At 71.8% G+C, this 23,522-nt stretch carries 16 protein-coding genes and 1 pseudogene; 12 read left to right on the top strand and 5 right to left on the bottom strand.

Annotation, left to right across the window (positions count from 1 at the left end; genetic code table 11):
• Positions 1–7 precede the first annotated feature (7 nt).
• Entirely contained in the window at positions 8–1,192 is a 1,185-nt protein-coding gene (locus ACFZAT_RS23005; protein ID WP_391266397.1) for a cellulose binding domain-containing protein, read from the bottom strand.
• Positions 1,193–1,552: 360 nt separating this feature from the next.
• Here ACFZAT_RS23005 and ACFZAT_RS23000 point away from each other — a divergent pair, with 360 nt between their 5' ends.
• The 8 genes from ACFZAT_RS23000 (at position 1,553) to ACFZAT_RS22965 (ending at position 14,812) form a co-directional block, all read left to right on the top strand.
• Positions 1,553–2,539 (top strand): polysaccharide deacetylase family protein, encoded by a 987-nt coding sequence (locus ACFZAT_RS23000; protein WP_391266396.1) that lies wholly within the window; start codon positions 1,553–1,555, stop codon positions 2,537–2,539.
• A 144-nt stretch (positions 2,540–2,683) separates the two neighbouring features.
• Positions 2,684–3,418 (top strand): FCD domain-containing protein, encoded by a 735-nt coding sequence (locus ACFZAT_RS22995; RefSeq protein ID WP_391266395.1) that lies wholly within the window; start codon positions 2,684–2,686, stop codon positions 3,416–3,418.
• A gap of 82 nt (positions 3,419–3,500) precedes the next feature.
• Positions 3,501–5,156, top strand: a complete 1,656-nt coding sequence (locus tag ACFZAT_RS22990) for a purine-cytosine permease family protein (protein ID WP_391266394.1) — start codon at positions 3,501–3,503, stop codon at positions 5,154–5,156.
• Positions 5,157–5,186: 30 nt separating this feature from the next.
• A complete protein-coding gene (uca, locus tag ACFZAT_RS22985) occupies positions 5,187–8,768 on the top strand; it encodes an urea carboxylase (protein WP_391266393.1) in 3,582 nt (1,193 codons plus the stop codon).
• The gene (gene atzF / locus ACFZAT_RS22980; protein WP_391266391.1) at positions 8,765–10,480 is read left to right on the top strand and encodes an allophanate hydrolase; all 1,716 of its coding nucleotides are present in this window, start codon (positions 8,765–8,767) and stop codon (positions 10,478–10,480) included. The genes uca and atzF overlap by 4 nt, the downstream gene beginning before the upstream one ends.
• 144 nt (positions 10,481–10,624) lie before the next feature.
• Positions 10,625–11,407: a triphosphoribosyl-dephospho-CoA synthase gene (locus ACFZAT_RS22975; protein ID WP_391266390.1), complete on the top strand. Its 783-nt coding sequence runs from the start codon at positions 10,625–10,627 to the stop codon at positions 11,405–11,407.
• 60 nt (positions 11,408–11,467) lie between these two features.
• Complete coding sequence (locus tag ACFZAT_RS22970) at positions 11,468–13,228, top strand: SpoIIE family protein phosphatase (protein ID WP_391266388.1); 1,761 nt, start codon at positions 11,468–11,470, stop codon at positions 13,226–13,228.
• Between the two features lie 75 nt (positions 13,229–13,303).
• Entirely contained in the window at positions 13,304–14,812 is a 1,509-nt protein-coding gene (locus tag ACFZAT_RS22965) for a DUF4246 family protein (RefSeq protein WP_391266387.1), read from the top strand.
• Between the two features lie 66 nt (positions 14,813–14,878).
• Here ACFZAT_RS22965 and ACFZAT_RS22960 read toward each other — a convergent pair whose 3' ends face one another.
• On the bottom strand, positions 14,879–15,712 hold the full coding sequence (locus ACFZAT_RS22960; RefSeq protein WP_391266385.1) for a PIG-L family deacetylase: 834 nt from the start codon (positions 15,710–15,712) through the stop codon (positions 14,879–14,881).
• Positions 15,713–15,921: 209 nt separating this feature from the next.
• On the opposite strand from ACFZAT_RS22960, the gene ACFZAT_RS22955 reads away from it, so the two are divergent.
• Both ACFZAT_RS22955 and ACFZAT_RS22950 read left to right on the top strand, forming a co-directional pair.
• On the top strand, positions 15,922–16,785 hold the full coding sequence (locus tag ACFZAT_RS22955; RefSeq protein ID WP_391266383.1) for an alpha/beta fold hydrolase: 864 nt from the start codon (positions 15,922–15,924) through the stop codon (positions 16,783–16,785).
• A gap of 27 nt (positions 16,786–16,812) precedes the next feature.
• Complete coding sequence (locus tag ACFZAT_RS22950; protein ID WP_391266382.1) at positions 16,813–18,048, top strand: DUF6357 family protein; 1,236 nt, start codon at positions 16,813–16,815, stop codon at positions 18,046–18,048.
• Positions 18,049–18,060: 12 nt separating this feature from the next.
• On the opposite strand, the gene ACFZAT_RS22945 is transcribed toward ACFZAT_RS22950, so the two are convergent.
• The 3 genes from ACFZAT_RS22945 to ACFZAT_RS22935 are packed head-to-tail and all read right to left on the bottom strand — an operon-like array spanning position 18,061 to position 20,314.
• The gene (locus ACFZAT_RS22945) at positions 18,061–18,465 is read right to left on the bottom strand and encodes an FKBP-type peptidyl-prolyl cis-trans isomerase (RefSeq protein ID WP_391266622.1); all 405 of its coding nucleotides are present in this window, start codon (positions 18,463–18,465) and stop codon (positions 18,061–18,063) included.
• A gap of 26 nt (positions 18,466–18,491) precedes the next feature.
• A complete protein-coding gene (locus ACFZAT_RS22940) occupies positions 18,492–19,133 on the bottom strand; it encodes a PAS domain-containing protein (RefSeq protein WP_391266380.1) in 642 nt (213 codons plus the stop codon).
• Entirely contained in the window at positions 19,130–20,314 is a 1,185-nt protein-coding gene (locus ACFZAT_RS22935) for a pyridoxal-phosphate dependent enzyme (protein ID WP_391266379.1), read from the bottom strand. The genes ACFZAT_RS22940 and ACFZAT_RS22935 overlap by 4 nt, the downstream gene beginning before the upstream one ends.
• 784 nt (positions 20,315–21,098) lie before the next feature.
• Here ACFZAT_RS22935 and ACFZAT_RS22930 point away from each other — a divergent pair.
• Both ACFZAT_RS22930 and ACFZAT_RS22925 read left to right on the top strand, forming a co-directional pair.
• A pseudogene (locus tag ACFZAT_RS22930) lies at positions 21,099–21,467 on the top strand (hypothetical protein); the annotation flags it as partial.
• A 108-nt stretch (positions 21,468–21,575) separates the two neighbouring features.
• Entirely contained in the window at positions 21,576–23,453 is a 1,878-nt protein-coding gene (locus ACFZAT_RS22925; protein ID WP_391266620.1) for a chitobiase/beta-hexosaminidase C-terminal domain-containing protein, read from the top strand.
• The last annotated feature ends 69 nt before the right edge of the window (positions 23,454–23,522 follow it).

The raw sequence follows: 23,522 nt of genomic DNA, 5'->3' as shown, positions 1-23,522 counted from the left end.
CCGCCCATCAGCAGCCGATCGGCGCGGAGCCGACGGCCACGTCGTCGAACCACAGGGTGTCGTCGCCCACCCCGTAGCTCTCCCAGCCCAGCCGCAGGGCGGTGGGCCGGGGCGGGGCGGTCCGCGAGAGCCACTGGTCGTCCACGTCACGCGTGGGGACGCCGTCGGCGTGCAGACCGGGCACCTGCTCGTCGCCCAGCCAGGTGTCGAGCCCCGGGGCCGAGGTGTCGACCGCGAACCGCAAACACTGCCAGCTGCCCGTGGGAAGGGGCCTGCTCAGCCCCACCCCGGTCGGGCTCTGCGCCGGGAGCGTCGCGTCGTCGCTCTCCCGGTTCCACTGGAGCGCCCCGTTCTGCCCGCCGATCCGCAGGGCCTTGCCGCCCTGGGAGCTGTCGGGCATCGAAACGAAGGCGACGTGCGCCGCCGGAAGCGCCGTGGTGTGCCGCACCCACATGCGTACGTACAGCACGGGGCCGACCGCCGAGAGGTCGGCGGTGGAGGCCACGAAGGCGTGGTTGCAGTATCCGGCCTTCCCGTCCAGCCGCAGCGACCGGGTGCCGCTGTGCGCGGTCCGCGTGTCCACGGCGGCGGTTCCGGTGCCCTGGCAGTCGGGCGCGGTGAACCGCCAGTTCCCGGCGGGGGCCGGGCCGGCCTGGTCCTCGAAGTCGTCGCAGACCACCGCGTCACCGCACTCGGCGGAGGGCGGTGTGGTGGGCGGCGGTGTGGTGGGCGGCGTGGTCGGAGGCGTGGTGTCCTCGCCGCCGCAGGAGACACCGTTGAGCGCGAAGTCACCGGGCGCGGGGCCGCCCGACTGCGAGGTCCCCTGCACACCGAAGGAGACGGTGCCACCCTCGGCCACCGCCCCGTTCCAGGCCGTGGCGACGGCGGTCACGACGTGGCCGGTCTGCGTGACGGTGGCGTTCCAGCCGGAGGTGACGTGCTGGTCGCCCTCGTACGTCCAGGTCAGCCGCCAGTCGCTGAGCGCCGGGCCCTCGTTGGTGACGCTCACCTCGGCGGTGTAGCCGCCGGTCCACTCGTTGGCGGTGTAGTCGACCTGGCACCCGGACGCGGACTCCGCCGCCGCGGCCGGTCCGCCGGCGGGCATGGCCACGAAGAGCGACAGGGCCAGCGCGACGGCGGAACCGGCCGCGGTCCAGGGTCTGCTCAGTAAGCGGCGGGGGTGGACGGTCATGTGCGCCTCCTCGGGCGTGGGGAAGTGTGCGGGAGCGCTCCCATGTATGACAGCGAGTTGACGGCACACTGTCAATACGCCTGGCGGGCCGGGACTTCCGAGAGACCCGAAAGTTTCGCCACGCGATCCCCCGCGGCGACACACCAGCGGCCTCACCCACCCTCGGTTCGGCAGGGCGGACCGTACCGCACCCCCGATGACATGCGGGATCGTGGTCCGGACCCGCCCCAGCACGCGATCGACGCTTTCGAAATACGTGCCGAAACTCTTGACAGCCACCGGAGCGGCCCAAAAACTCCGTGCTCAGGCCCGGCCGTGCCGCCCGTGCGGCCGGAACTCCCCTCACCTGGAGGACAGTTCATGCGTCTGCGCTTCCAACGCCGCCCGGCCGCCCTGGCGGCGGGGCTCGTGCTCGCCGCGGCGAGTTCCCTGGGTCTGACCGCCACGGCGGCCACCCCGGCCCAGGCCGCCGCCTGCAACGGTTACGTGGGCCTGACCTTCGACGACGGCCCGTCCAACGACCACACCCCCGCCCTGCTCAACGCCCTCAAGCAGAACGGCCTGCGGGCGACCATGTTCAACGAGGGCCAGTTCGCCGCCTCGTATCCGGCGCAGGTGAAGGCCCAGGTCGACGCGGGCATGTGGGTCGGCAACCACAGCTACACCCACCCCCACCTCACCCAGCAGAGCCGGGCCCAGATCGACTCGGAGCTCTCCCGGACCCAGCAGGCCGTCGCGGCGGCGGGCGGCGGGACCCCGAAGCTGTTCCGGCCGCCGTACGGGGAGACCAACGCCACGCTCAAGGCCGTCGAAGCCACGTACGGACTCACGGAGGTGATCTGGGACGTCGACTCGCAGGACTGGAACGGGGCGAGCACCGACGCGATCGTCCAGGCCGTGTCGCGCCTCTCCAACGGCCAGGTCATCCTGATGCACGAATGGCCCGCCAACACCCTGGCCGCCATTCCGCGCATCGCCCAGTCGCTCGCCTCCCGGGGCCTGTGCTCCGGCATGATCTCGCCGCAGACCGGGCGGGCGGTCGCCCCCGACGGCAGCAGCGGCGGAGGCGGCGGGAACACCGGCGGCTGCACGGCGACCCTGTCCGCGGGCCAGAGCTGGGGCGACCGCTACAACCTCAACGTCGCGGTCTCCGGCTCCGGCGACTGGACCGTGACGATGAACCTCCCGTCCCCGGAGAAGGTCCTCTCCACCTGGAACATCAGCGCCAGTTACCCCAGCGCCCAGGTGCTGACCGCCAGACCCAACGGCAGCGGCAACAACTTCGGCGTCACCATCCAGTCCAACGGCAACCGGACCTGGCCGACGGTGTCCTGCGCGACGGGCTGACCTTCCCCCTCGCCCCCTGGTGAAGCGCCCCGCGCCGGTGTGCGGGGCGCTTTGCCATGCCCCGGGTCGGCGTGAGCTGCCGGTAACCAGGCGTTCACCCCGCCAGGGCTCCGGTGAAACAACCGGTTCCTAGCGTCTCCGCCCATGGATACGACGCTGTATACACCCCCGGACACAGCGCGGGACGCGGACGCGGAGCCCGCGCCCTCGCTCCGCGAGACGGTGTACGGGCAGTTGCGCGCGGCCGTACTGGACGGCGAGTTCGGGCCGCGCGAGCGGCTGGCCGAGACACGGCTCGCCGCACGCTTCCGCGTCTCTCGGACCCCGGTGCGCGAGGCCCTGGCACGGCTGCTCGCGGACGACCTGATCGAGCGCGGGGACGGTGGCTTCTTCGTCACGATCCCCAATCTGGCCCAGCTGCGCGACCTCTACGAACTCCGGGTCACCCTGGAGCTGCGCGGCATAGCCCGGGCGATCGACGACCCGTCCGTCCGGCATGATCCGGCCGTCCTAGAGGCCGAGCTGGACCGCTGGTACGCGATGCGGGAGCGGCCCCCGGACCCCGATCCCCGCTTCGTCGTCCAGGACGAGCGCTTCCACGCCGAGCTCTCCCGATCCTCCGGGAACCCGGCCCTGACGGACGCCCTCGTGGCCGTGGGCGAGCGCATCCGCCGGGTCCGGATGTACGACTTCCTCACCCCGGACCGGGTCGGCACGACCATCACGGAGCACATCGCGATCATGGAGGCCGTCCGTGACGGACGCCTCGCCGACGGCCACCGCGCCCTGCACGCCCATGTCGGCGACTCCATGGCCGTCGTGCTCGAACGGGCCCGGCGCGCCATGACGCAGATGGCCCTGCACGCCGACCGCATCTGAGACCCCGGCGGCCGACGACGTCCGCCACCGCCCGTCCTCAGCACGGCCTTCCCTCCGCTCACCGCTCCCCGAGAGGCTGCCCATGAGTACGACCGAGTCACGTGCGACGTCCACTCCACCCACCACCACCGAGAGCCGGGCCACGAGCGAGACCCTGGAGGACTACACCCTCCGCTTCGCGCCCCGGAGCTACCGCCGCTGGACCCCCGCGGTCGTGGCCACCACTGCCCTCGGCGGCATCGCCTACATGGCCGACTTCTCGATCGGCGCGGGCATCGGCCTGGCCCACGGCACCGGGAACGCGCTGCTGGCCATCGCGGTGGCCGCCGTCGTCATCTTCGCCACCGGCTTCCCGCTGGCGTACTACGGCGCCCGGTACAACCTCGACCTGGACCTGATCACCCGCGGCTCCGGCTTCGGGTACTACGGCTCGGTCCTCACCAGCGTCATCTTCGCCAGCTTCACCTTCATCTTCTTCGCCCTCGAAGGCTCGATCATGGCGCAGGGTTTGAAACTGGGCCTCGGGCTGCCACTCTGGCTCGGCTACCTCGTCTCGACGCTGATGGTCATTCCGCTGGTGATCTACGGAATGTCGGCGCTCAGCAAGCTCCAGGTCTGGACGACGCCCATCTGGCTGCTGCTCATGGTCGGCCCGCTGGTCTATCTGGTCGCCACCGACCCCGGCACGGTCGACCGGTTCCTCTCGTACGCCGGAACCGGCGGCGAGGGCGGCATCGACACCGCGTCCGTGCTCCTCGGTGCCGGGGTGTGCCTCTCGCTCATCGCGCAGATCGGCGAACAGATCGACTACCTGCGCTTCATGCCGCCGAAGACCGAGGCCAACAGGCGCACCTGGTGGACCGCCGTGGTCATGGCCGGACCCGGCTGGGTGGTGCTCGGCGCGCTCAAGCAGGCCATCGGCGTGTTCCTCGCCGTGTACATCATCGCGGAGGTCGGAGCCGACGCCGCGCCCGAGCCGATCCAGCAGTTCCGGGGCGCCTTCGACGCGATGCTGCCCTCCTGGCTGGTCGTCCCGCTGGCCGTGGTCCTGGTGGTCATCAGCCAGATCAAGATCAACGTCACCAACGCGTACTCCGGCTCGCTCGCCTGGACCAACTCCTTCACCCGGGTCACCCGGCGCTACCCGGGCCGGCTGGTGTTCGTCCTGGTCAACCTCGGCTTCGCGCTCGCGCTGATGGAGGCCGACATGTTCAGCTTCCTCAACGACATCCTCGGCTTCTACTCCAACTGCGCCATCGCCTGGATCGTCACCGTCGCCACCGACATCGGCGTCAACAAGTACCTGCTGCGCATCTCGCCGCTCCGGCCGGAGTTCCGCCGGGGCATGCTGTACGCCGTCAACCCCGTCGGCGTGATCGCCTTCACCGCCGCGTCCGGCCTGTCGATCGCGATGTACTTCCACGCCCTGGGCGACACCCTCCAGCCGTACTCCCCCGTCGCCGCGGCCGTGATCGCCTTCGCGCTGACGCCCCTGGTCGCCTTCGTCACCAAGGGCCGCTACTACCTGCGCCGCACCGACGACGGCCTGGACGAACCGATGCTCGACGCGGACGGCAACCCGAGCGCGGTGACCTACGACTGCCACGTCTGCCACCAGTCGTACGAACGCCCCGACCTCGCCGCCTGCGCCACCCATGACGCGATCGTCTGCTCGCTCTGCCTGAGCACCGACGGCGTGGGCGACCACGTGCTCACCGCACAGCCGCCCCTCGCCTGAACCCCGGCCCCGTACCCAGGAGTTGCCGTCATGTTCGACACCCTGCTCATCGCCAACCGCGGCGAGATCGCCTGCCGGATCATCCGCAGCGCCGAAGCACTCGGCCTGCGTACGGTGGCCGTGTACTCCGACGCCGACCGCGCCGCCCCGCACGTCCGCCTCGCCGACGAGGCCGTGCGCCTCGGCCCCGCCCCCGCCGCCGAGAGCTATCTGCGGGCCGACGCGGTCCTGGAGGCCGCCCTCGCCACCGGGGCCGGGGCGGTGCACCCCGGCTACGGCTTCCTGTCCGAGAACACGGCGTTCGCCGCCTCCGTGGAGAAGGCGGGCCTCGCCTTCGTCGGCCCCACGCCCGCCCAGCTGGAGGTGTTCGGCGCCAAGCACACCGCACGGGCCGCGGCGCTCGCGGCGGGCGTGCCGCTGCTGCCCGGCAGCGGGCTCCTCGCCGACGAGCAGGAGGCCCTGCGCGCGGCGGAGCTGACCGGCTACCCGGTGATGCTCAAGGCGACCGGCGGCGGAGGCGGCATCGGCATGCAGGCGTGTGCCGGACCCGAGGAGCTGCGGGACGCCTTCGCCCGGGTGTCGCGGCTGGCCCGGGGCAGCTTCGCCGACGGCGGGGTCTTCCTGGAGCGTTACGTGGAGCGCGCCCGCCATGTCGAGGTGCAGGTCTTCGGGGACGGGGCCGGCTCCGTCGTGGTGCTCGGCGACCGCGACTGCTCGCTCCAGCGGCGCAACCAGAAGGTGCTGGAGGAGGCCCCGGCACCGGACCTGCCGCCGCGCCTGCGCTCCGTACTCCACACCGCCGCACGGGAGTTGTGCGCCTCCGTGGACTACCGGTCGGCCGGGACCGTGGAGTTCGTGTACGACCCGGTGCGCGCGGAGGCGTACTTCCTGGAGGTCAACACCCGGCTCCAGGTGGAGCATCCGGTGACCGAGGAGATCCACGGCATCGATCTGGTCGCCTGGATGCTGCGGCTGGCGCGCGGCGAGAGCGGCTTCCTGACGGAACCGCCCGCCCGGGGCCACGCGGTCGAGGCGCGCGTCTACGCCGAGGACCCGGGCCGGGACCACCGCCCCAGCTCCGGCCTGCTGACCCGGGTCGGATTCCCCGAGGGCGTACGGGTGGACGGCTGGGCGGAGACCGGGCAGCACGTCTCCACGGCGTACGACCCGATGCTCGCCAAGGTCGTCGCGACCGGCGACACCCGCGCGGAGGCGTTCGCCCGGCTGGCCGAGGCCCTGGACGGGACGGTGGTGGACGGGGTGGAGACCAATCTCGGGCTGCTGCGCGCCGCCTGCCGCGCCCCGGTCGTGCTCGACGCCCGGCACACCACGGCGACCCTGGCCGGTCTGCGGGACCCGCGCCCCCGGATCGACGTGGAGCGCGGCGGCGCGCAGACCACGGTGCAGGACTGGCCGGGGCGCACCGGCTACTGGGAGGTCGGCATCCCGCCGGGCGGCCCGATGGACGACCTCTCCTTCCGCCTCGGCAACACGGCCGTCGGCAACCCGGAGGGCGCCCCCGGTCTGGAGTGCACGCTGGAGGGGCCGGCGCTGCGCTTCTCCGCACCGGCCACCGTCTGCGTCACCGGCGCCCCCGCCGCGGTCACCGTCGACGGACGCCCCGCGCCCATGTGGGAGCCGGTGGAGCTCACCGCCGGGCAGCTGCTCGACGTCGGCACCGCGCAGGGCCCCGGGATGCGCACCTACGTCCTGGTGCGCGGCGGCCTCGATGTCCCCGCCTACCTGGGCAGCGCCGCCACCTTCACCCTGGGCGCCTTCGGCGGCCACGCGGGCCGCGCCCTGCGCACCGGTGACGTGCTGCGGCCCGCCCGGCTGGCGACCGACGCCCCGGTGCCCGCCCCCGTCCCGGCCGCCTCGCGTCCGCACTTCGCCGCGCACTGGCGCATCGCGGTCAGCGAAGGGCCGCACGCCGCCCCGGACTTCCTCACCCGGGACGGCATCGGGACGGTGTACGCGACGCACTGGAAGGTCTCCGCGCAGTCGGCGCGCACGGGGGTGCGTCTCGTCGGCCCCCGCCCCGAGTGGGCCCGTCCGGACGGCGGCGAAGCGGGACTGCATCCGTCCAACGTGCACGACACCGCGTACTCCGTGGGCGCGGTCAACCTCACCGGCGACACCCCGGCGATCCTCGGACCCGACGGGCCGAGCCTGGGCGGTTTCGCCTGCCCGGTCACCGTGGTGCGCGGCGAGCGCTGGAAGACCGGGCAGCTCCGGCCCGGCGACACCGTCCAGTTCGTCCCGGTCACCGAGCAGACGGCCGACGCGCTGCGCCGTACCCCGGCGCTGCTGACGCTCCCGGCGCCGGGCGGCCCGGACGGTGACGACGGCGTGCTCGGGCGCCGCCCCGCCACCGACACCGTCCCCGAGGTCACCTACCGGCGGGGCGCCGACGACAACATCCTCGTCGAATACGGCCCGATGACCCTGGACCTGGGCCTGCGGATGCGCGTCCACGCCCTCGCCGAGCACGTGCGGGCGCTCGCGCCGCGCGGACTGGTCGACGCCACTCCGGGCGTACGCTCGCTGCATCTGCACACCGATCCGGACGTGCTGCCCCTGCGCACCCTGCTCGGTCTGCTCCGGGAGGCCGAGGACCAGCTGCCGGCCACCGCCGAACTGCGGGTGCCCAGCCGGGAGGTGCACCTTCCGCTGTCCTGGGACGACCCGACCGTGGACGAGGCCATCGACCGCTACGCCGCCTCGGTGCGCGGGGACGCCCCCTGGAATCCGTCCAACATCGAGTTCATCCGCCGTATCAACGGCCTGGCGAGCGTCGAGGACGTACGCCGTACGGTCTTCGACGCGCGCTATCTCGTCCTCGGCCTCGGCGACGTGTATCTCGGCGCACCTGCCGCCACCCCGCTCGACCCGCGCCACCGCCTGGTGACCACCAAGTACAACCCGGCGCGCACCTGGACGGCGGAGGCCGGGGTGGGCATCGGCGGCTCGTACCTGTGCATCTACGGGATGGAGAGCCCCGGCGGCTATCAGCTCATCGGCCGGACGGTCCCGGTGTGGGGCGGTCTGCGCCCGCCCCGCTCCTTCGCCGACGGCACGCCCTGGCTGCTGCGCTTCTTCGACCGGATCGTCTGGCATCCGGTCGATCCGGCCGAACTCCTGGACATCCGGGGCGATCTCGCCTCCGGGCGCACCGCTCTCGACATCCGCCCGGGGGTCTTCTCGCTCGCCGAGCACGAGGCGTTCCTGCGGGAGAACGCGGCGGACATCGCCGCCTTCCGAAACCGCCAGTCCGGCGCCTTCGAGACCGAGCGGCGGGCCTGGGAGGCGGCGGGCGAGTTCGCCCCGCGCGCCGAACCGGAGCCGTCCGCCGACGTCACGGCCCCGCTCGCCCTCCCGCCGGGCTCGGGCCTGGTCGAGGCCCCGCTGAGCTCCACCGTGTGGAAGGTGGAAGCAGGGCCCGGCACCCGGGTCGAGCCGGGACAGGCGCTTCTGGTCCTGGAAGCCATGAAGATGGAGGTCGTGGTGCGCGCCCCCGCACACGGCGTCGTCACCGACGTCCTCGTCACCCCCGGACAGCAGATCGACGCCGGCACCCCGCTGGCCGTCGTCGCACGAGAGGAAGCAGCGTGACCCAGAGCTGCACCGCACGCGTCACCGCCGCCTACCGCCGCATCGCCGAGACCGACCGGCCGGAGGTGTGGATCACCCTGCGCCCGGAGGAGGAGGTCCTGGCCGAGGCCGCCGCCCTCGACGCCCGGCTGGCCGCCGGAGAGCCGCTGCCCCTGGCGGGCGTCCTGGTCGCGGTGAAGGACAACATCGACGTGGTCGACATGCCCACCACGGCCGGCTGCCCCGGCTTCGGCTACGTCCCGGACGCCTCGGCGCCGGCCGTGCGGCGCCTGGTGGACGCGGGGGCGCTCGTGCTGGGCAAGACGAACCTGGACCAGTTCGCGACCGGCCTGGTCGGGACGCGGAGCCCGTACGGTCCGGTGCGCAACGCGCTGCGCCCCGGGAAGATCTCCGGCGGGTCCAGTTCCGGTTCGGCGGTCGCCGTGGCCCTCGGCATCGCGGACATCGGGCTGGGCACCGACACGGCGGGCTCCGGTCGCGTCCCCGCCGCCCTGAACGGCATCGTCGGCATCAAGCCCACGCTGGGCCTCGTGCCCACCACCGGTGTCGTCCCCGCCGCCCGCTCCTACGACGCGGTCACGGTGTTCGCCCGCACCCTCACCGAGGCCCAGACGGCCATGGGCTTCATGACGGGCCCGGACCGGGGCGACCCGCGTGGCCGGGCCTGGCCCGACGACGTCCGCCTGGCCGCGCCGTCCCGGCCCCGGATCGCGGTGCCGCGGGACGAGGACCTGGCCCCGCTGTCACCGGGGGGGCGCGCCGCGTTCGCGGCGGCCGTCAAGCAATTGGAGGCCGCCGGCGCCGAGACCGAAGTGGTGGACGTGTCACCGCTGCTGCTGGCGGCCCGGCTGCTCTATGACGGGGCGCTGGTAGCCGAACGGTACGCGGCCGTCGGCGAGTTCATCGCGGAGCAGCCGTCGGCGGCGGACCCCACGGTCGCCCGGATCATCCTCGACGCCGCCGCGCTGCCCGCCCATGCCCTCGCCTCCGACCAGGAGAGGCTGGACCGGTACCGGGTGCACGCCTACACCCTTCTGTCCGGCTACGACGCGCTGCTGCTGCCGACGACCACCGAGCACCCGGACATCGCCGAGGTGCTGGCCGAGCCGGTGGTGATCAACTCCCGGATGGGCACGTACACCAACTTCGTGAACCTGCTGGACATGGCGGCCGTCGCGGTCCCGGCCGGAGAGGCCGACGGCAGCCCGTTCGGCGTAAGCGTCGTGACCCGCGCCTTCGAGGACCAGCCGGCCATCGACATCGCCGCCCTGCTCACCGGGGAGCAGGCGGCGGACCCCCTGCCGGGCACGGGCATCGACCTCGCCGTGTTCGGCGCCCACCTGACCGGGCAGCCGCTCAACCACCAGCTCACCGATTCCGGTGCCCGGTACGCCGGTGAGGTGACCACCGCCGCGTCCTACCGGCTCACGGCGCTCGGCACGACCCCGCCGAAGCCGGGCCTCGTCCGGGTGGTGCCGGGCGGGGGCGGCGCGGTCCCGGGCGAACGCTGGACCCTCTCCCCCGCCGCCCTCGGGCGCTTCCTGGCCGCCCTGCCCGCGCCCCTGTCCCTGGGCCGTGTCGAGCTGGCCGGGGGCAGCTGGGTCCTCGGCTTCCAGTGCGACCCGGACTCGGCGGCCCGGGGTACCGACATCACGGAGTACGGCGGCTGGCGCGCCTATCTGGAGGCGGCGGGGGAGGCCACGCCCGGCTGAGGGTGCGGGTGCGGGTGCGGGAAGGAGGGCCCACGCCGTAGGGACATTGGTCCCGGTTTGTCCCTGCGGCGGCGGGCATCACCCCGGGAGCCCGGCCCCGCGCCGGGCCCGTCCGAGCCGCACCGCCCAGTGGAAGCGATACGCATGTCCTCTCAGCACCTGCCCCGGATCGACGCAGACGGCCTCGCGGACCTCGCCGTCGCGGCCTTCACCCGCGAGGTGTTCCTGACACCCAAGCCGGGACTGCCGGACTGCCGCACCGCGCAGACCCCCGCCAACTCGGTGTTCTCCTCGCTCGTGGACGTGGGGGCGCGGCTCCACGACCCGTTGCGCGCCGCCGCCCTCGCCGGAGCGGACACCGGCAGGCTCGCCGCCGCCTGCCGCGCGGCCCAGGACCTGCTGCCCCACACCGCGTCCCCGCACGGCTTCGACCTGGCCGCCCGCGCGCTCTGCCTGCTGACGGCCGCGTGGGCGCAGGGCGCGGGCGACCCCCGGGACGCCTGCACGCGGGCCCTCGCCCTCGATGAGCGGATGGGGCCGGCCGACGGCTTCCGGGACGGCCACCGGGCCGATCCCCATGACCTCACGGCGACCGGGGCGGCGCTCTCCGCCGTGCGCGAGGCGCGGGCGCGGGGCCTCGCCGAGGAGACCGCGCAACTCGACGCGCTGCTGACCCTGATGGCGGCCATGGACGACGAGCGGGTCGTACGCGACAAGGGGCCGCTGGCGCTGCGGATCCTCCAGGAGGACGCCGCCGCCGTCCTGGCCGCCGGGGGCGCCGGGATGCCCGAGGGGCGCCGGCGCCTCGCCGAGCTGGACGAGCAGCTGACCCGGTACGGGATCTGCCCGGCGACCAGCGGCGCGCTGCACACCGTGGTGCTCTTCCTGGACTCGGTGGACAGCCGGCCGCTCGCCGTCGCGGGCTGACACGAGCCGGGCGGCCGCCACCCGGCGTACACCGAGTGGCGCCCCCGGCCCCTCGCCCCGATGCTGTTCCGGCGCCGCCCGTACACCCGCACCGAGAGGCCCGACATGCCCGTGGACGAACCCCCTCCCGCGGGCAGCGCACGCGCACGACTGGAACTCCAGGCGATCCGGGCGCTGCTGGACGCCCAGCGCCGCCGCGTCACCCGCTACGCCGAGCGCTACGGGCCCGCCGCACCCGACTCCGTGGCCCGCGCCCCGAAGTCCCTCGTGGGTGACCCGCCCTCCGGCCAGGAGGTGCTCGACGCCCTCCCGGTGGCGGCCCTGCTGCTGACCCCGGAGTTCGGTGCGGACGGCGAGATCCGCGACGTCGTCCTCCTCGCCCGCAACGCCACGGCCCGCGACGACGCGGCCTCCCGGTTCCCCGGCGAGGCGCTGCCCCCGTGGACCGCGCCGGTGTCCCTGTTCGAACGCGTCCCGTCGCTGGCCACCACGGCGATCCCGCGCATGCTGGCCGACGCGCACCGCCAGGGTGTGCCGCAGCAGAGCGACACGGTGGAATGGCTGGTGAACACCCGCACCGGGCCGGTGCGGGTCAGCGCGGAGGTCAGGATCGCGCCCTGCGGCGACCACTTCCTGCTGACCTGGGAGCCGGGCGGGCGGCTCCGCATGGCCGGCGCGGCCCAGCAACTGGTGCGCACGTGCTGGGCGGAGTGGAATCTCGCCGACGACGGCATTCAGCCGTCCCGCGGGTTCCGCAAGGTAATCGGTCTGGCGGAGAGCGCCCCGGTGCCCAGCCTGTCCGACCTGGCCGCCGCCACCACGACGGACTGTCTGCCCACGCTGTACCAGGCGTTGTACGACGTCCTCCTGCGCAAGCGCGTCACCCGGTGCGAACTGCGTTTCCGGGGCAGCGAGCGCGTCTTCCGCATGGTCGGCGAGCCCGTGCGCATCGTGCCCGGTGGCCTGGTGTGGGCCCTGCGGGCCGTCTTCATCGACGTCACCACGGACCGGCGCAGGCGGGAGGCGGCCCGGCGGGCCGAGCTCGACGCGCGCCTGGAACACGAGCGCGCCGAGGCCGTCGCGGAGGTCGCCGGTGTCCTGCGTGACGCGGTGCTGCCCCACTTCCAGGACGAGCTGGACGGCTACGGCCTGGAGGCGGCGGCCGTCTACCGCCCGGACGCGCCCGGGGCCGGGGTCGGCGGCGACTGGTACAAGGCCCGCGGGCTGCCCGACGGGCGCCTGCTGATCGCGCTGGGCGATGCCCGGGGGCACGGCCTGGAGGCGGTCACCCTGATGGCCAAGCTCCGTTACGCGCTCGCCGGGCTCGCGTACACCTCGGAGCCCGTGGAGCGGCTGACGCAGTGGCTCAACGAGGTGGCGTGCGCGGACGCCAGGGAGTCCACCGCCACCGCGATCATCGCCCGCTACCACCCCGAGCGCTCCCTGCTCCGCTGGACCTGCGCCGGGCATCCGCGCCCCGTGCTGCTCCGTGACGGCCGCGCCGCTCAGCTGCCGGCGCCCGCCGGAGGGCCCGGGCTCACCCTGGGCGTGCTGCCGGGGACCTCGTACAACGCCACCGAGACGAAGCTGGAGACGGGCGACATCGTCCTGATCTACTCGGACGGGCTGACCGAGCGCCGCCCGGCCGACCCCGACCAGGACACCCTCCGCTTCCTCGACGCGGCCGAGAGCTGCTTCCGGGAGTCCGCGCCGGGTCCCGGACATGCCGGGCTCCAGGACTACGTCGAGCGGCTCGTGGCCCGCCTGGACGGTCCCCACTGCACCGACGACGCGACCCTCCTGGCGCTGCGCCGGCCGTGACCGCCGCCCGGGGCGGTGTCAGTGGGCTCCCGTAGTCTTCGGGCCATCGCTCACCGCCTGGAAGGACCAAGAGAGTTGACTGGCCTGTCCGCGTTTCCGCTGCCGTTCCATGCCTCCCGCGCCCATGGGTCCGTGCGGCCCCGCACCCTGCGTGAGCTGGAGATGATCGCGTGCAGCGCGCACCTTCGGGCGAAGCCGGGATGGTTCGAGAAGATGCATGACACCGCCATAGCCGCCAAGTGGACGCGGGAGGCCGCCGAGCAGGGCCTCACCGAGGCGCAGGTGCGCTATGTGCTCGCCGAGCTCGCGCACTACGCGCAGCTGCGGGACGCCCGGACGGGCATCGAGGTCTCGGCCGTCGACGGGGTCTGGCAGTCGGACACGCTGGTCGACGCGGAGCTGCGCTCCCGGCTGCGCGAGGCGGTCCGGGTGCTGGAGGAGGTCCCCGAGGAGGAGAAGGACTGGCACCCCGGGTCGGACGGCCAGGTGCTGGACCTGGTGCATCCCTCGCTGTTCTGCCTGGTGCGGGATGTGAGCGGCGGTCCGGAGCGGGCCTGGGAGAACCCGGCGAGCCCTTATGCGAAGTACGAGTTCTCGGACCGGTTCCAGTGGCTGCCCACGGACGTGGACGTCAGCGCGGACGGCGAGGCCGCCTTCCGGTCGTACGTGAACAACGTCCACCCCGAGGACCACCGGCAGCTGGCCGCGGTCCTGCCGGAGCTGTTCGGCCGGATGCTCCCGCTGTGGGAGAACGTGCTCACCGACCTGCGCCACCCCCGGCCGCCGAGGATCGAGGCCAACCCGTTCGGCTGGTACGACTCGGAGCCGGAGCATCCGGACGAGGACGACTTCAGCGACGAGGCGGCGTACGAGGAGGCGGTCGAAGCGTACGAGCTGGCCCAGGACGACTGGTACCAGAACCGTCGCCCGGTCGTCCCGGACGCCCCCGAATTCACCGCGCCCGAGCCGGTCGGCGCATCGGACCGGGTCGTCCTGCGCGGTCGCCGGCTCCAGGTCGTCGCGAAGCTGGCGACGATCCGTCTGACGCCCGAGAAGCCCGAGTACGCCGGCGGTTCCTGGCACGTCGAAGGGATGCTGAACGAGCGGATCGTGTCGACCGGCATCTACTACTGGGACAGCGAGAACATCACGGACAGCCGGCTGGGCTTCCGTGCCGCGGTCGACGACCCGGACTACGAGCAGAACGACCACAACGGCGTGAGTGACGTGTACGGCATGGACGACGAGGGCCCCCTCAACCAGGTCCTCGGCTCCGCCTCGACCCCGCCCGGACGCTGTCTGGCGTTCCCCAACCTCCTGCAGCACCGCGTCGGTCCGTTCCGCCTCGCGGACCCGAGCCGCGCCGGACACCGCAAGATCGTGGCGTTCTTCCTGGTGGACCCTTCGGAGACGATCGTCTCGACCTCCGACGTGGCGCCGCAGCAGCCCTGGGCCGGGACCTCGACCATGACCCTGGAAGAGGCGAAGGCGTACCGCGAGGAGCTCATGCGGGAGCGCAAGTTCTTCGTGGACGAGCACAACGAGCAGCTGTTCGAGCGGGAGTTCTCCCTCTGCGAGCACTGAGCACGGCCTCCGGCTCACACCCCGGCGGGGTGTGAGCCGGCACGACGCGGCGGGCCGGACCGGCGGTCAGCGCAGTCCGGCGAAGAGGTCGTTCTCGGGGACGGGGGCGTCGGTGGTGTCCCTGACGCGCACGAAGGGTTCCACTCCCATCATCTCGCCGAACCGCTCCTTGCCCATCTTGAGGAAGAAGATGTTCTCGCCCTGGCTGGCGTGCGCGGCCAGGGAGTCGAACTTCTGGCCGCTGAACGCGGTGGTGTCGACCCAGGTGGTGATCTCGTCGTCGGGCAGGCCGATCTCCGCCATCGCGGCGGTCTCCTCGGGGTCGGGCTCCGGCAGGTCCTCGCCGAACTCGCGCATCATCTCCCCGAAGCGCTGCATCATCGAGCGCGGTGCCGTCGTCCAGTAGACCTTGGGCGTCAGCCCGGTCATCTCCAGGGCGGCCATCGTGATGCGGTTGGCCTGGATGTGGTCGGGGTGTCCGTAGAAGCCGTTCTCGTCATAGGTGACGACCACATCGGGCCGGTAGTGGAGCATCAGCTCGGCGAGCCGGGCGGCCCCCTCCTCCACGGGCGTCCCCCAGAAGGAGCCGGGCGCGTCGTTGGCCGGCCAGCCCATCATCCCGGAGTCGGCGTAGTCGAGCATCTCCAGATCGCTGATCTTCAGGACCTCGCAGCTGGCCTCCAGCTCCCGCCGCCGCATCACGGCGACGGCCGCCGGGTCGTGCCCGGGATCGCCCGGCTTCACCCCTCCCGGCCCGTCCCCGCAACCGCCGTCGGTACAGGTCACCAGCACCGTGCGGATTCCTTCCGCCGCATACCGCGCGAGCACACCCCCGGTCCCGGTGGCCTCGTCGTCGGGGTGGGCGTGCACTGCCATGAGGGTCAGCGGCCGGTCAGTCATCACACAATCCTCCAGCGAAAACAAACATGCGGTACGGAGGCGCGGCGAACGCGGCCCCCGGTCATGCAACCGCTCCGACCGGACCCGGTGTTCCCGGCGCGGCCGATCCGTCTGGCCGAAACCCGCCGGGCGTCGGGCGGCCCGGCCTCCCGGGCGGTGACGCATTCCGCGAGAAGTTGATAAACAAGGGCACGGGGAGGCGATGAGACATGGCTGAGGTGGACCTTTCGGCCGGCACGGTCGAGTATCTGGACACCGGCGGTGAGGGGCCGGTGGTGGTCCTGCTGCACGGCGTCGCGATGGACGGCTCCCTGTGGCGGAACGTCGTGGAGCCTCTGCGATCGGATGTCCGCTGCGTGGTGCCGACACTGCCGCTGGGGGGCCACCGGCGGCCGATGCGCGCCGACGCCGACCTGTCGATCGCGGGTGTGGCCCGGCTGGTCGCCGAATTCCTCGACCGGCTCGACCTGCGCGACGTCACGCTGGTGATGAGCGACTGGGGCGGTGCGCAGGCCCTGGTCTCCGAGGGCAGGGACGAGCGGATCGGGCGGCTCGTCATCACGTCGTGCGAGGCGTTCGACAACTTCCCGCCGGGCCTGCCGGGCAGCAATCTGTTCGCCTCGGCGAAGCTGCCGGGCGGCATCAACCTCGCGTTCAAGCTGCTGAAGCTGAAGCCGATGCGCCGGTTGCCCGTGACCTGGGGCTGGATGAGCAAGCGCCCGGTCCCGCACGAGGTGATGAACGCCTGGTTCACCCCGCTGTGGACCTCCAAGGAGATCCGCCGGGACCTGCGCAAGTACGTGCTGGGCGTTCCGTCCAGGAGCGAGCTGCTGGGCTGGGCCGAGAAACTGCGCGACTTCGACCGGCCCGCCCTCGTGGTGTGGGCGGCCGAGGACAGGGTCATGCCCCCGGAGCACGGCCGCAGACTCGCCGAGCTCCTGCCCAAGGGCCGGCTCGTGGTGATCGAGGACAGCTACACCCTGATCCCCGAGGACCAGCCGGCGGAGCTCAGCGCTCGCATCCGGTCCTTCGTGCTGGGCGGCGGCCCGGACGGCGGGGGCGTCCTCTCCTGAGCCGGGACCGTGGGGAAGACTGTGGCCATGAGCGAGGTCGTCTTCACGCGTGGGAGTGGCTGGATTCCGCGCGTGGTCCGCGAGGACGGGATGCTGAAAGTGATGCTCGGGGCCGGGGCGGATGCCAATCATGAGCCCCGGACGTTCACGTTCCCCCTCGGGGAAGAGCATCTCGCGGTGATCCGGGAGGACCTGGGCAGGCACCTGTTGCTGTGGAGTGCGGTGCTGCCGCTGTGCGATGCCGCCGGAACGCGGGGCCGGCTCGATGAGGCCGCCGCCGTCGCGCTCCTGGACCCGGTCCTTCTCGCCGGGCCCGCCGAAGTCGACGCGTACTTCCGTCGCATCCCCTGGGACCAGGGCCTGCTCATCGCCCACGGGGCCGGCATCGACCTGCTCGAACGGGGCCGGGTGTGTGCGGCGATGCGCACGGCGACGGAGGCGTCCGACACGAGACGGGCCCAGGAGTACCGCGCCGAACGCCGTCGCGCCGAGCGCGGCGCCGTACTCGGTCCGCTCGACGCGGCGGTGCTGAGGTACACGGGCCAGTACGTACACGGCGCGACGATCCCGAGGCGGCTTCCCGACGCCGTCGATCCGGCGCTGCTGCCCGAGGTCATGCGGGTGGTCGCCACCGCGGAACGCGCCTGCGCCGACCTGCGAATCGGCCGCGACCCGAGACGGGGCAGGCGCGGCACGGACAAGCGGGACCGGGAGCGGATGGCGGCGACGGTCGAGTCGGCCGTACGCCGGGCACACCCGGAGCTCGCCGATGACGCGGTGCGCACCCTGGGCTTCCTGATGTGCTCGGAGGCGGTCGACCGCGCCAGGAGCACGCCCCTGGAAGCGTACGAGGAGGCTGCCGACGGGCGCGTGGTCCTGTCGTTCACCGACGACAAGGGCGCCGGGAAGAAGTGGCACCCGGGTGGTCCCCGTACTGCCGCCGTGGCGTTCTGGGAGTTCGTCGAGGAACGTGCCGCCTCGGACAACGAGGTCTTCACCATCGAGGACGAGGAGCGCGGCGAGGGAATCCAGGTCCACTTCTACGCGGACTCCGTCGCCCGGATCACGACCGTGCGCGAGGACCGGGGCGGGGCCGATCCTGAGTACCGGGTGGAGTACGGCCTGGTCGACGGGATGAGCGGGTACCGGAGCCTGGTGAGCGCCTTCGTCCGGGGCGGCTGCGCCGCGCTCGACGGGCTGGGCCCGTGGATGTCGGACCACGCCGAGTTCGAGCGGGCCCGTCGGCGGCGGCGCGGCCGGTAGGCGGCGCCGAGGTCAGGCCGGTCCCGTCGAGCCGCCCGGGCCCACCACCGTCAGCAGGTCCACCACGAAGATGAGGGTCGAGTGCGGCGGGATGAAGGCGGACGGCGACTGCTTGCCGTACCCGAGGCGCGGGGGAACGATGATCTCGCGCCGGCCGCCCGCCTTCATGCCCCGCACGCCCCGCTCCAGGCCCTTGATGGCCTTGCCGCCGCCCACGGCGAACTTGAACGGCCGGTCCTGCTCCCAGGAGGAGTCGAATTCCCGGCCGGACGCGAACGCGACGCCGACGTAGTGGATCTGCACCACCCTGCCGGGCAGCGCCTCCGGCCCCTCCCCCACCACGAGGTCCCGGGTCGTCAACTCGGTGGGCGCGGCGCCCTCCGGTACCTGGACGTCGGGCTTGGCCGGTTCGCTCATCGTGGATCCCTTGCTGGTCGGCACGGCTACTTCGTGTAGTTGTAGACGGTCGCCCGCGAAACGCCCAATTGGCCGGCGATGAGCTGCGCGGAGCTGCGGGTCTCGAAGAACCCGTCGCGGTGCAGCCGCCGGACCAGTTCGCGCTTCTGTTCGCGGTTGAGGCCGCGCGGCGTGCTGGAGCGGTCCGCCGCGAACGCGTCGATGACCGAACGGAGTTCGCGGCCACCGCGGTCGCGCAGCGTCTCCAGGGCCTCGCCCTGGTGCTGGACATCCGTGGCCACGAGGTTGGCCAGGGTCAGGGCCAGCGGCGAGAGCGTGCTGACGTCCAGATTCAGGCAGAGGGCCGCGACATAGCGCCCCTCCGCGTTCTTGATGCCGATCGATGTGCTCTTGGCGGGGCGACCGTCCGGGAACCGGTTGCTGTAGTTCTGGACGACGCCGGGGTAGTCGGGGTCGGCGATGCGGCGCAGGCCCAGTTCGGTGGCGGGGTCGCCGACCTGCCGTCCGGAGAGGTTGTTCTCGATCACCCGGATGGCGTGGTCGGGCCGGCGCAGGTCGTGCAGGACGACCTCGCACAGCCCGGGGAACATGCGCCCGACGGCGACGGCGATGCGCTCGGCCTCCCGTACGAGGTGCTCGTCGTCCGGATCGCCGGTGGGCCCGGTCATCGCGCGCCGCCCGCTTCCCGTACGTCGCTCCCGGGGCCGTCGAAGACCGCGGCCATCTTCTCGGCGGACTTGAGCCCCGCGCCGGTGAGCACGACGACGGTGGTCTCGTCCGGTGCGATCTCGCCGGACGCGACGAAGTGGTCGAGGGTCGCCGCGGCGACACTGCTGGTCGGCTCGGCGTACAGCCCGCGCGCGCTCAGGGCGCGTACCGCGGTGTGGATCTCGGCCTCGGGAACGGCGTACGCGGCTCCGCCGGAGCGGCGGATGGCTTCTATGGCCTCGGGCAGCCGGACCGGGCGGGCGATGGACGCGCCCTCGGCGATCGTCGGCACCCGCTCGCCGCGCGAACCCGGGGCGATGCCGTTGAACGTGTCGGCGATGGTCGCCCAGTGCTCGGGCTGCCCGACGAAGAGGCGCGGGAGCCGGTCGATCTGTCCGGCTTCGAGCAGCTCACCGAACGCGAGGTCGCACCCGATGACGTTGCTGCCGGCCCCGGCCACGAGGACCACGTTGTCGGGCGCGGTGAAGCCCAGGGACTCCCACATCTCGTAGGCGACGGTCTTGGTGCCCTGGATGAACATGGGGTGCCAGTTGTGGCTGGCATACGGAATCCGCTCCGACTGCCGGACCGCCTCTTCCGACACCTCGTCGCGGGTGCCTTCCACGAGTTCGATCTCGGCTCCGTACGCCCGGACCTGGAGGATCTTGGCCGCCGAGGTACCGGCGGGGACGATGATCTTGGCGCGGATCCCGGCCGCGGCGGCGTAGGCGGCCACCGCGGAACCGCCGTTCCCCGAACTGTCCTCCAGCACCCGGTCGACGCCCTGCGCCACGAGGTGGGAGACCATCACGGACACCCCCCGGTCCTTGAAGCTGGAGGTCGGATTGAACCACTCCAACTTGAAGTGGACCCGCCGCCCGCGCCAGTCGACCGGGATCATCGGCGTACAGCCTTCACCGAGACTCACCCGCCGACCGGCCGGCACGGGAAGGGCGGCCCGGTAACGCCAGAGGGACCGCTCGGCGGTATCGACCTGCTCCGGCCGCAGCCCCGGCAGCGCACTGACAGCAAGCGGCCCCCCGTCGTCGCCCCGCCAGCGCGCGTCGTCCAGGGGGTAACGCCGGCCGGTCCGGTCGAGGAGGACGGCGGTGTCGACACCCGAAAGCTGTTCGTTGGTCATGGGCGATCCCGGCTTCCCGTCACTCGGCGTACGCCTCAGACTAGACGCTCAGTCCACATATGAACAGTGCGTCCAAGTGTGCCGGTCACGGCAGGAAGCTCAACCGCACCTGCCGCTCCGCGTTGTCCACATTCGTGTCCACCGAACTCCGTTGAGGCAACCTCAGCCCATCCGGATGTCACCACGCACCGAGCCCCTCCAACGTCAACACCGTGCGGGGGCGCACTGCGGCTCAAGCGGGCACAGCGCGCAAAAGTCGGCCATGGGGCTCTCTCCCCACGTCGTCGGCTCGTCACCCCGCCGCAGGTATCGCCCGTCACCGTCCGCCTTCATGCCCTGCGGAAAGTTCTCCCCGCGCCGGCCGTTTTTCACCCGAACCGCACCGTACGCCGCAGCACCTCGGGCGTATGGCTGGAGCACGTCAGCCCGGAAGAGCACCTTCCACGCAGGACTCGAATCCAGGGGGTTCGATCCCAGAGGCCAGGTGCGACAACTCGCGAGCCCATCTCTCCGGGCGTAACTCGGATGCGTCTCGACGCGCAGTAAGCGTTCAAGGCTTGAAGCTTGTGCATCTTCTTGACGGTTCACCTTTGCCACCCAACACTGCCTTGACGGGGCCAGCACCTCGCTCATCCGTAGATTGAGAGCGTTCTCAAGAGGTTCATTCAAAGGTCCACAGAGGTGGCAAGGCGATGCCCGCACAGTGTCGAGACCGTCTGCACCCCGTCCTCCGCAGCGTTGATCCGGTGTTCACTTCACGAAACCAGGTGAAAGGACTCCCCCCATGCGCACAACCGTCCCGCCCGGCCGCATGAGACCCCTGAACAGTCCGAAGCACCGCGTCATCGCTCTACTGAGTGCCCTCGTACTCGCGCTCGTCGGACTGCTCGGCCTCGATCAGAGCGCGGCTCCCGCCTCGGCAGCCGCGCCCGACTACACCCAGAGCGTCACTCGGTTGAGCCCCACGCAGGCTCAGATCTCGTTCACTCCGACCACGTCCGCGGTCTACGTCGACGTGCACTACCTGGTCAACAGCGCCAACCAACAGAACGTCCGTATGACCAACAGTGCGGGCACGTGGACTCAGACCGTCGGCTCGCTCGCCAACGGAACCGTACTGGAGTACTGGTTCACCTACGAGAAGAGCGGGCCGCAGTACGACACACCCCACTTCACGTACACCCAGGGCGGTGGTGGAACCGGCACTGTCGCCACCCCCACCTTCACTCCCGCAGGGGGCACCTACGCATCGGCCCAGAGCGTGACACTCGCCGACGCGACCGCGGGCGCGAGCATCCGCTACACGCGTGACGGCTCCACCCCTACCGCGGCGTCCACTCCGTACAGCGGGCCGATCAGCGTCACGGCCACCACCACCATCAAGGCCATCGCCATCAAGTCCGGACTCGCCGACTCCGCGGTCGCCAGCGCGACGTACACGATCGGCGCGTCGGCAAGCTGCCCCACCCAGTCGGACACGCCGAACTTTGGCCCGAACGTGCACATCTACGACCCGAGCATGTCCAGTGCCACCATTCAGGCACAGCTCGACGCGCAGTTCGCCCAGATGAAGGACACCGCCTCCGCGCAGTTCAGCGAGAACCGGGTGGCACAGCTCTTCAAGCCGGGTACGTACGCCGTCGACGACAATGTCGGCTACTACACCTCGGTGGCGGGTCTCGGGCAGAATCCGGGCGACGTGACGATCAACGGACACGTCACCGTGGACGCCTTCAACGCCTCGGACGCCGGCAACGCGACGCAGAACTTCTGGCGCTCGGCCGAGAATCTGGCCATCAATCCGGTGGGTGGGAACCGCTGGGCCGTGGCCCAGGCGGCCCCGTTCCGCCGGATCGACGTCCGCGGCGACCTGCAGCTCTACCCGGCCAGCTACGGCTGGGCGAGCGGCGGCTACATCGCCGACACCAAAGTCAGCGGCCAGGCGGCGTCCATCTCGCAGCAGCAGTGGTACACCCGGGACAGCAACCTGGGCAGCTGGGCCGGCGGCGTGTGGAACATGGTCTTCTCCGGCACCACCGGTGCTCCCGCGAACACCTTCCCCAACCCGCCCGAGACCACCTTGGCCACCACCCCGGTCTCCCGTGACGTGCCGTATCTGTACGTCGACGGCGCCGGAAAATACCGGGTGTTCCTTCCGTCGCTGCGCACCAACGCATCGGGGGCGAGCTGGGCGAACGGCAGCACTCCCGGCACCTCTCAGCCGATGAGCCAGTTCTACGTGGTCAAGGCCGGCGACACTGCCTCGACCATCAACAACGCCCTTTCTCAGGGCTGCAACCTGTTCGTCACGCCGGGCGTCTACCACCTGAACCAGACCCTGAACATCACCCGGCCCAACACGGTCGTCCTGGGCATCGGCTACCCGACCTTCGTCCCGGACAACGGCGTCAACGCGATCCAGGTCGCCGACGTGGACGGAGTCCGTCTCAAGGGCCTGCTGATCGACGCAGGAACCACCAATTCGGCGGCGCTGCTGACCGTCGGCCCGTCCGGATCGTCCGCGAGCCACGCGGGCAATCCGACGACCATCCAGGACGTGTTCTTCCGGATCGGTGGCCAGATCGCCGGCAAGGCAACGACCAGCCTGATCGTCAACAGCAACAACGTGATCATCGACCATATCTGGGCATGGCGGGCCGACCACGGCAAGGCAGGAAGCTTCGGCTGGACGACCAACACGGCGGACACCGGCGTGATCGTCAACGGCAGCAGCGTTCTGGCAACCGGTCTCTTCGTCGAGCACTACCAGAAGCACGAAGTCGTCTGGAACGGCCAGAACGGCAAGACGATCTTCTTCCAGAACGAGATGCCGTACGACGTGCCCAATCAGGGCGCGTGGATGAGTGCGGCAGGGGTCAACGGATATGCCGCTTACAAGGTGGGCGCGGGCGTCACCACCCACGAGGCGTGGGGACTCGGAAGCTACTGCTACTTCAACGTCAACCCCGCGGTGAACAGCTACCACGCCTTCGAAGTGCCCAACACCCCCGGCGTGAAGTTCCACAACGCCCTGACGGTCTCACTCGGCGGCGTGGGCACCATCACCCACGTCATCAACGACACGGGGGCGGTGACCGCCTCGAACACCACTCCCAGCAATGTGGTCGCCTACCCATGAGGCGATGACCTGAAGTGAATGGTGGACCGGGGCTCCTCGCAGTTACGAGGGGCCCCGGTCCATGTCCGC

The organism is Streptomyces sp. NPDC008163 (assembly GCF_042956885.1).
Classification (GTDB): Bacteria; Actinomycetota; Actinomycetes; order Streptomycetales; family Streptomycetaceae; genus Streptomyces; species Streptomyces drozdowiczii_A.
This window is presented reverse-complemented; position numbering and strand designations above follow the sequence as displayed.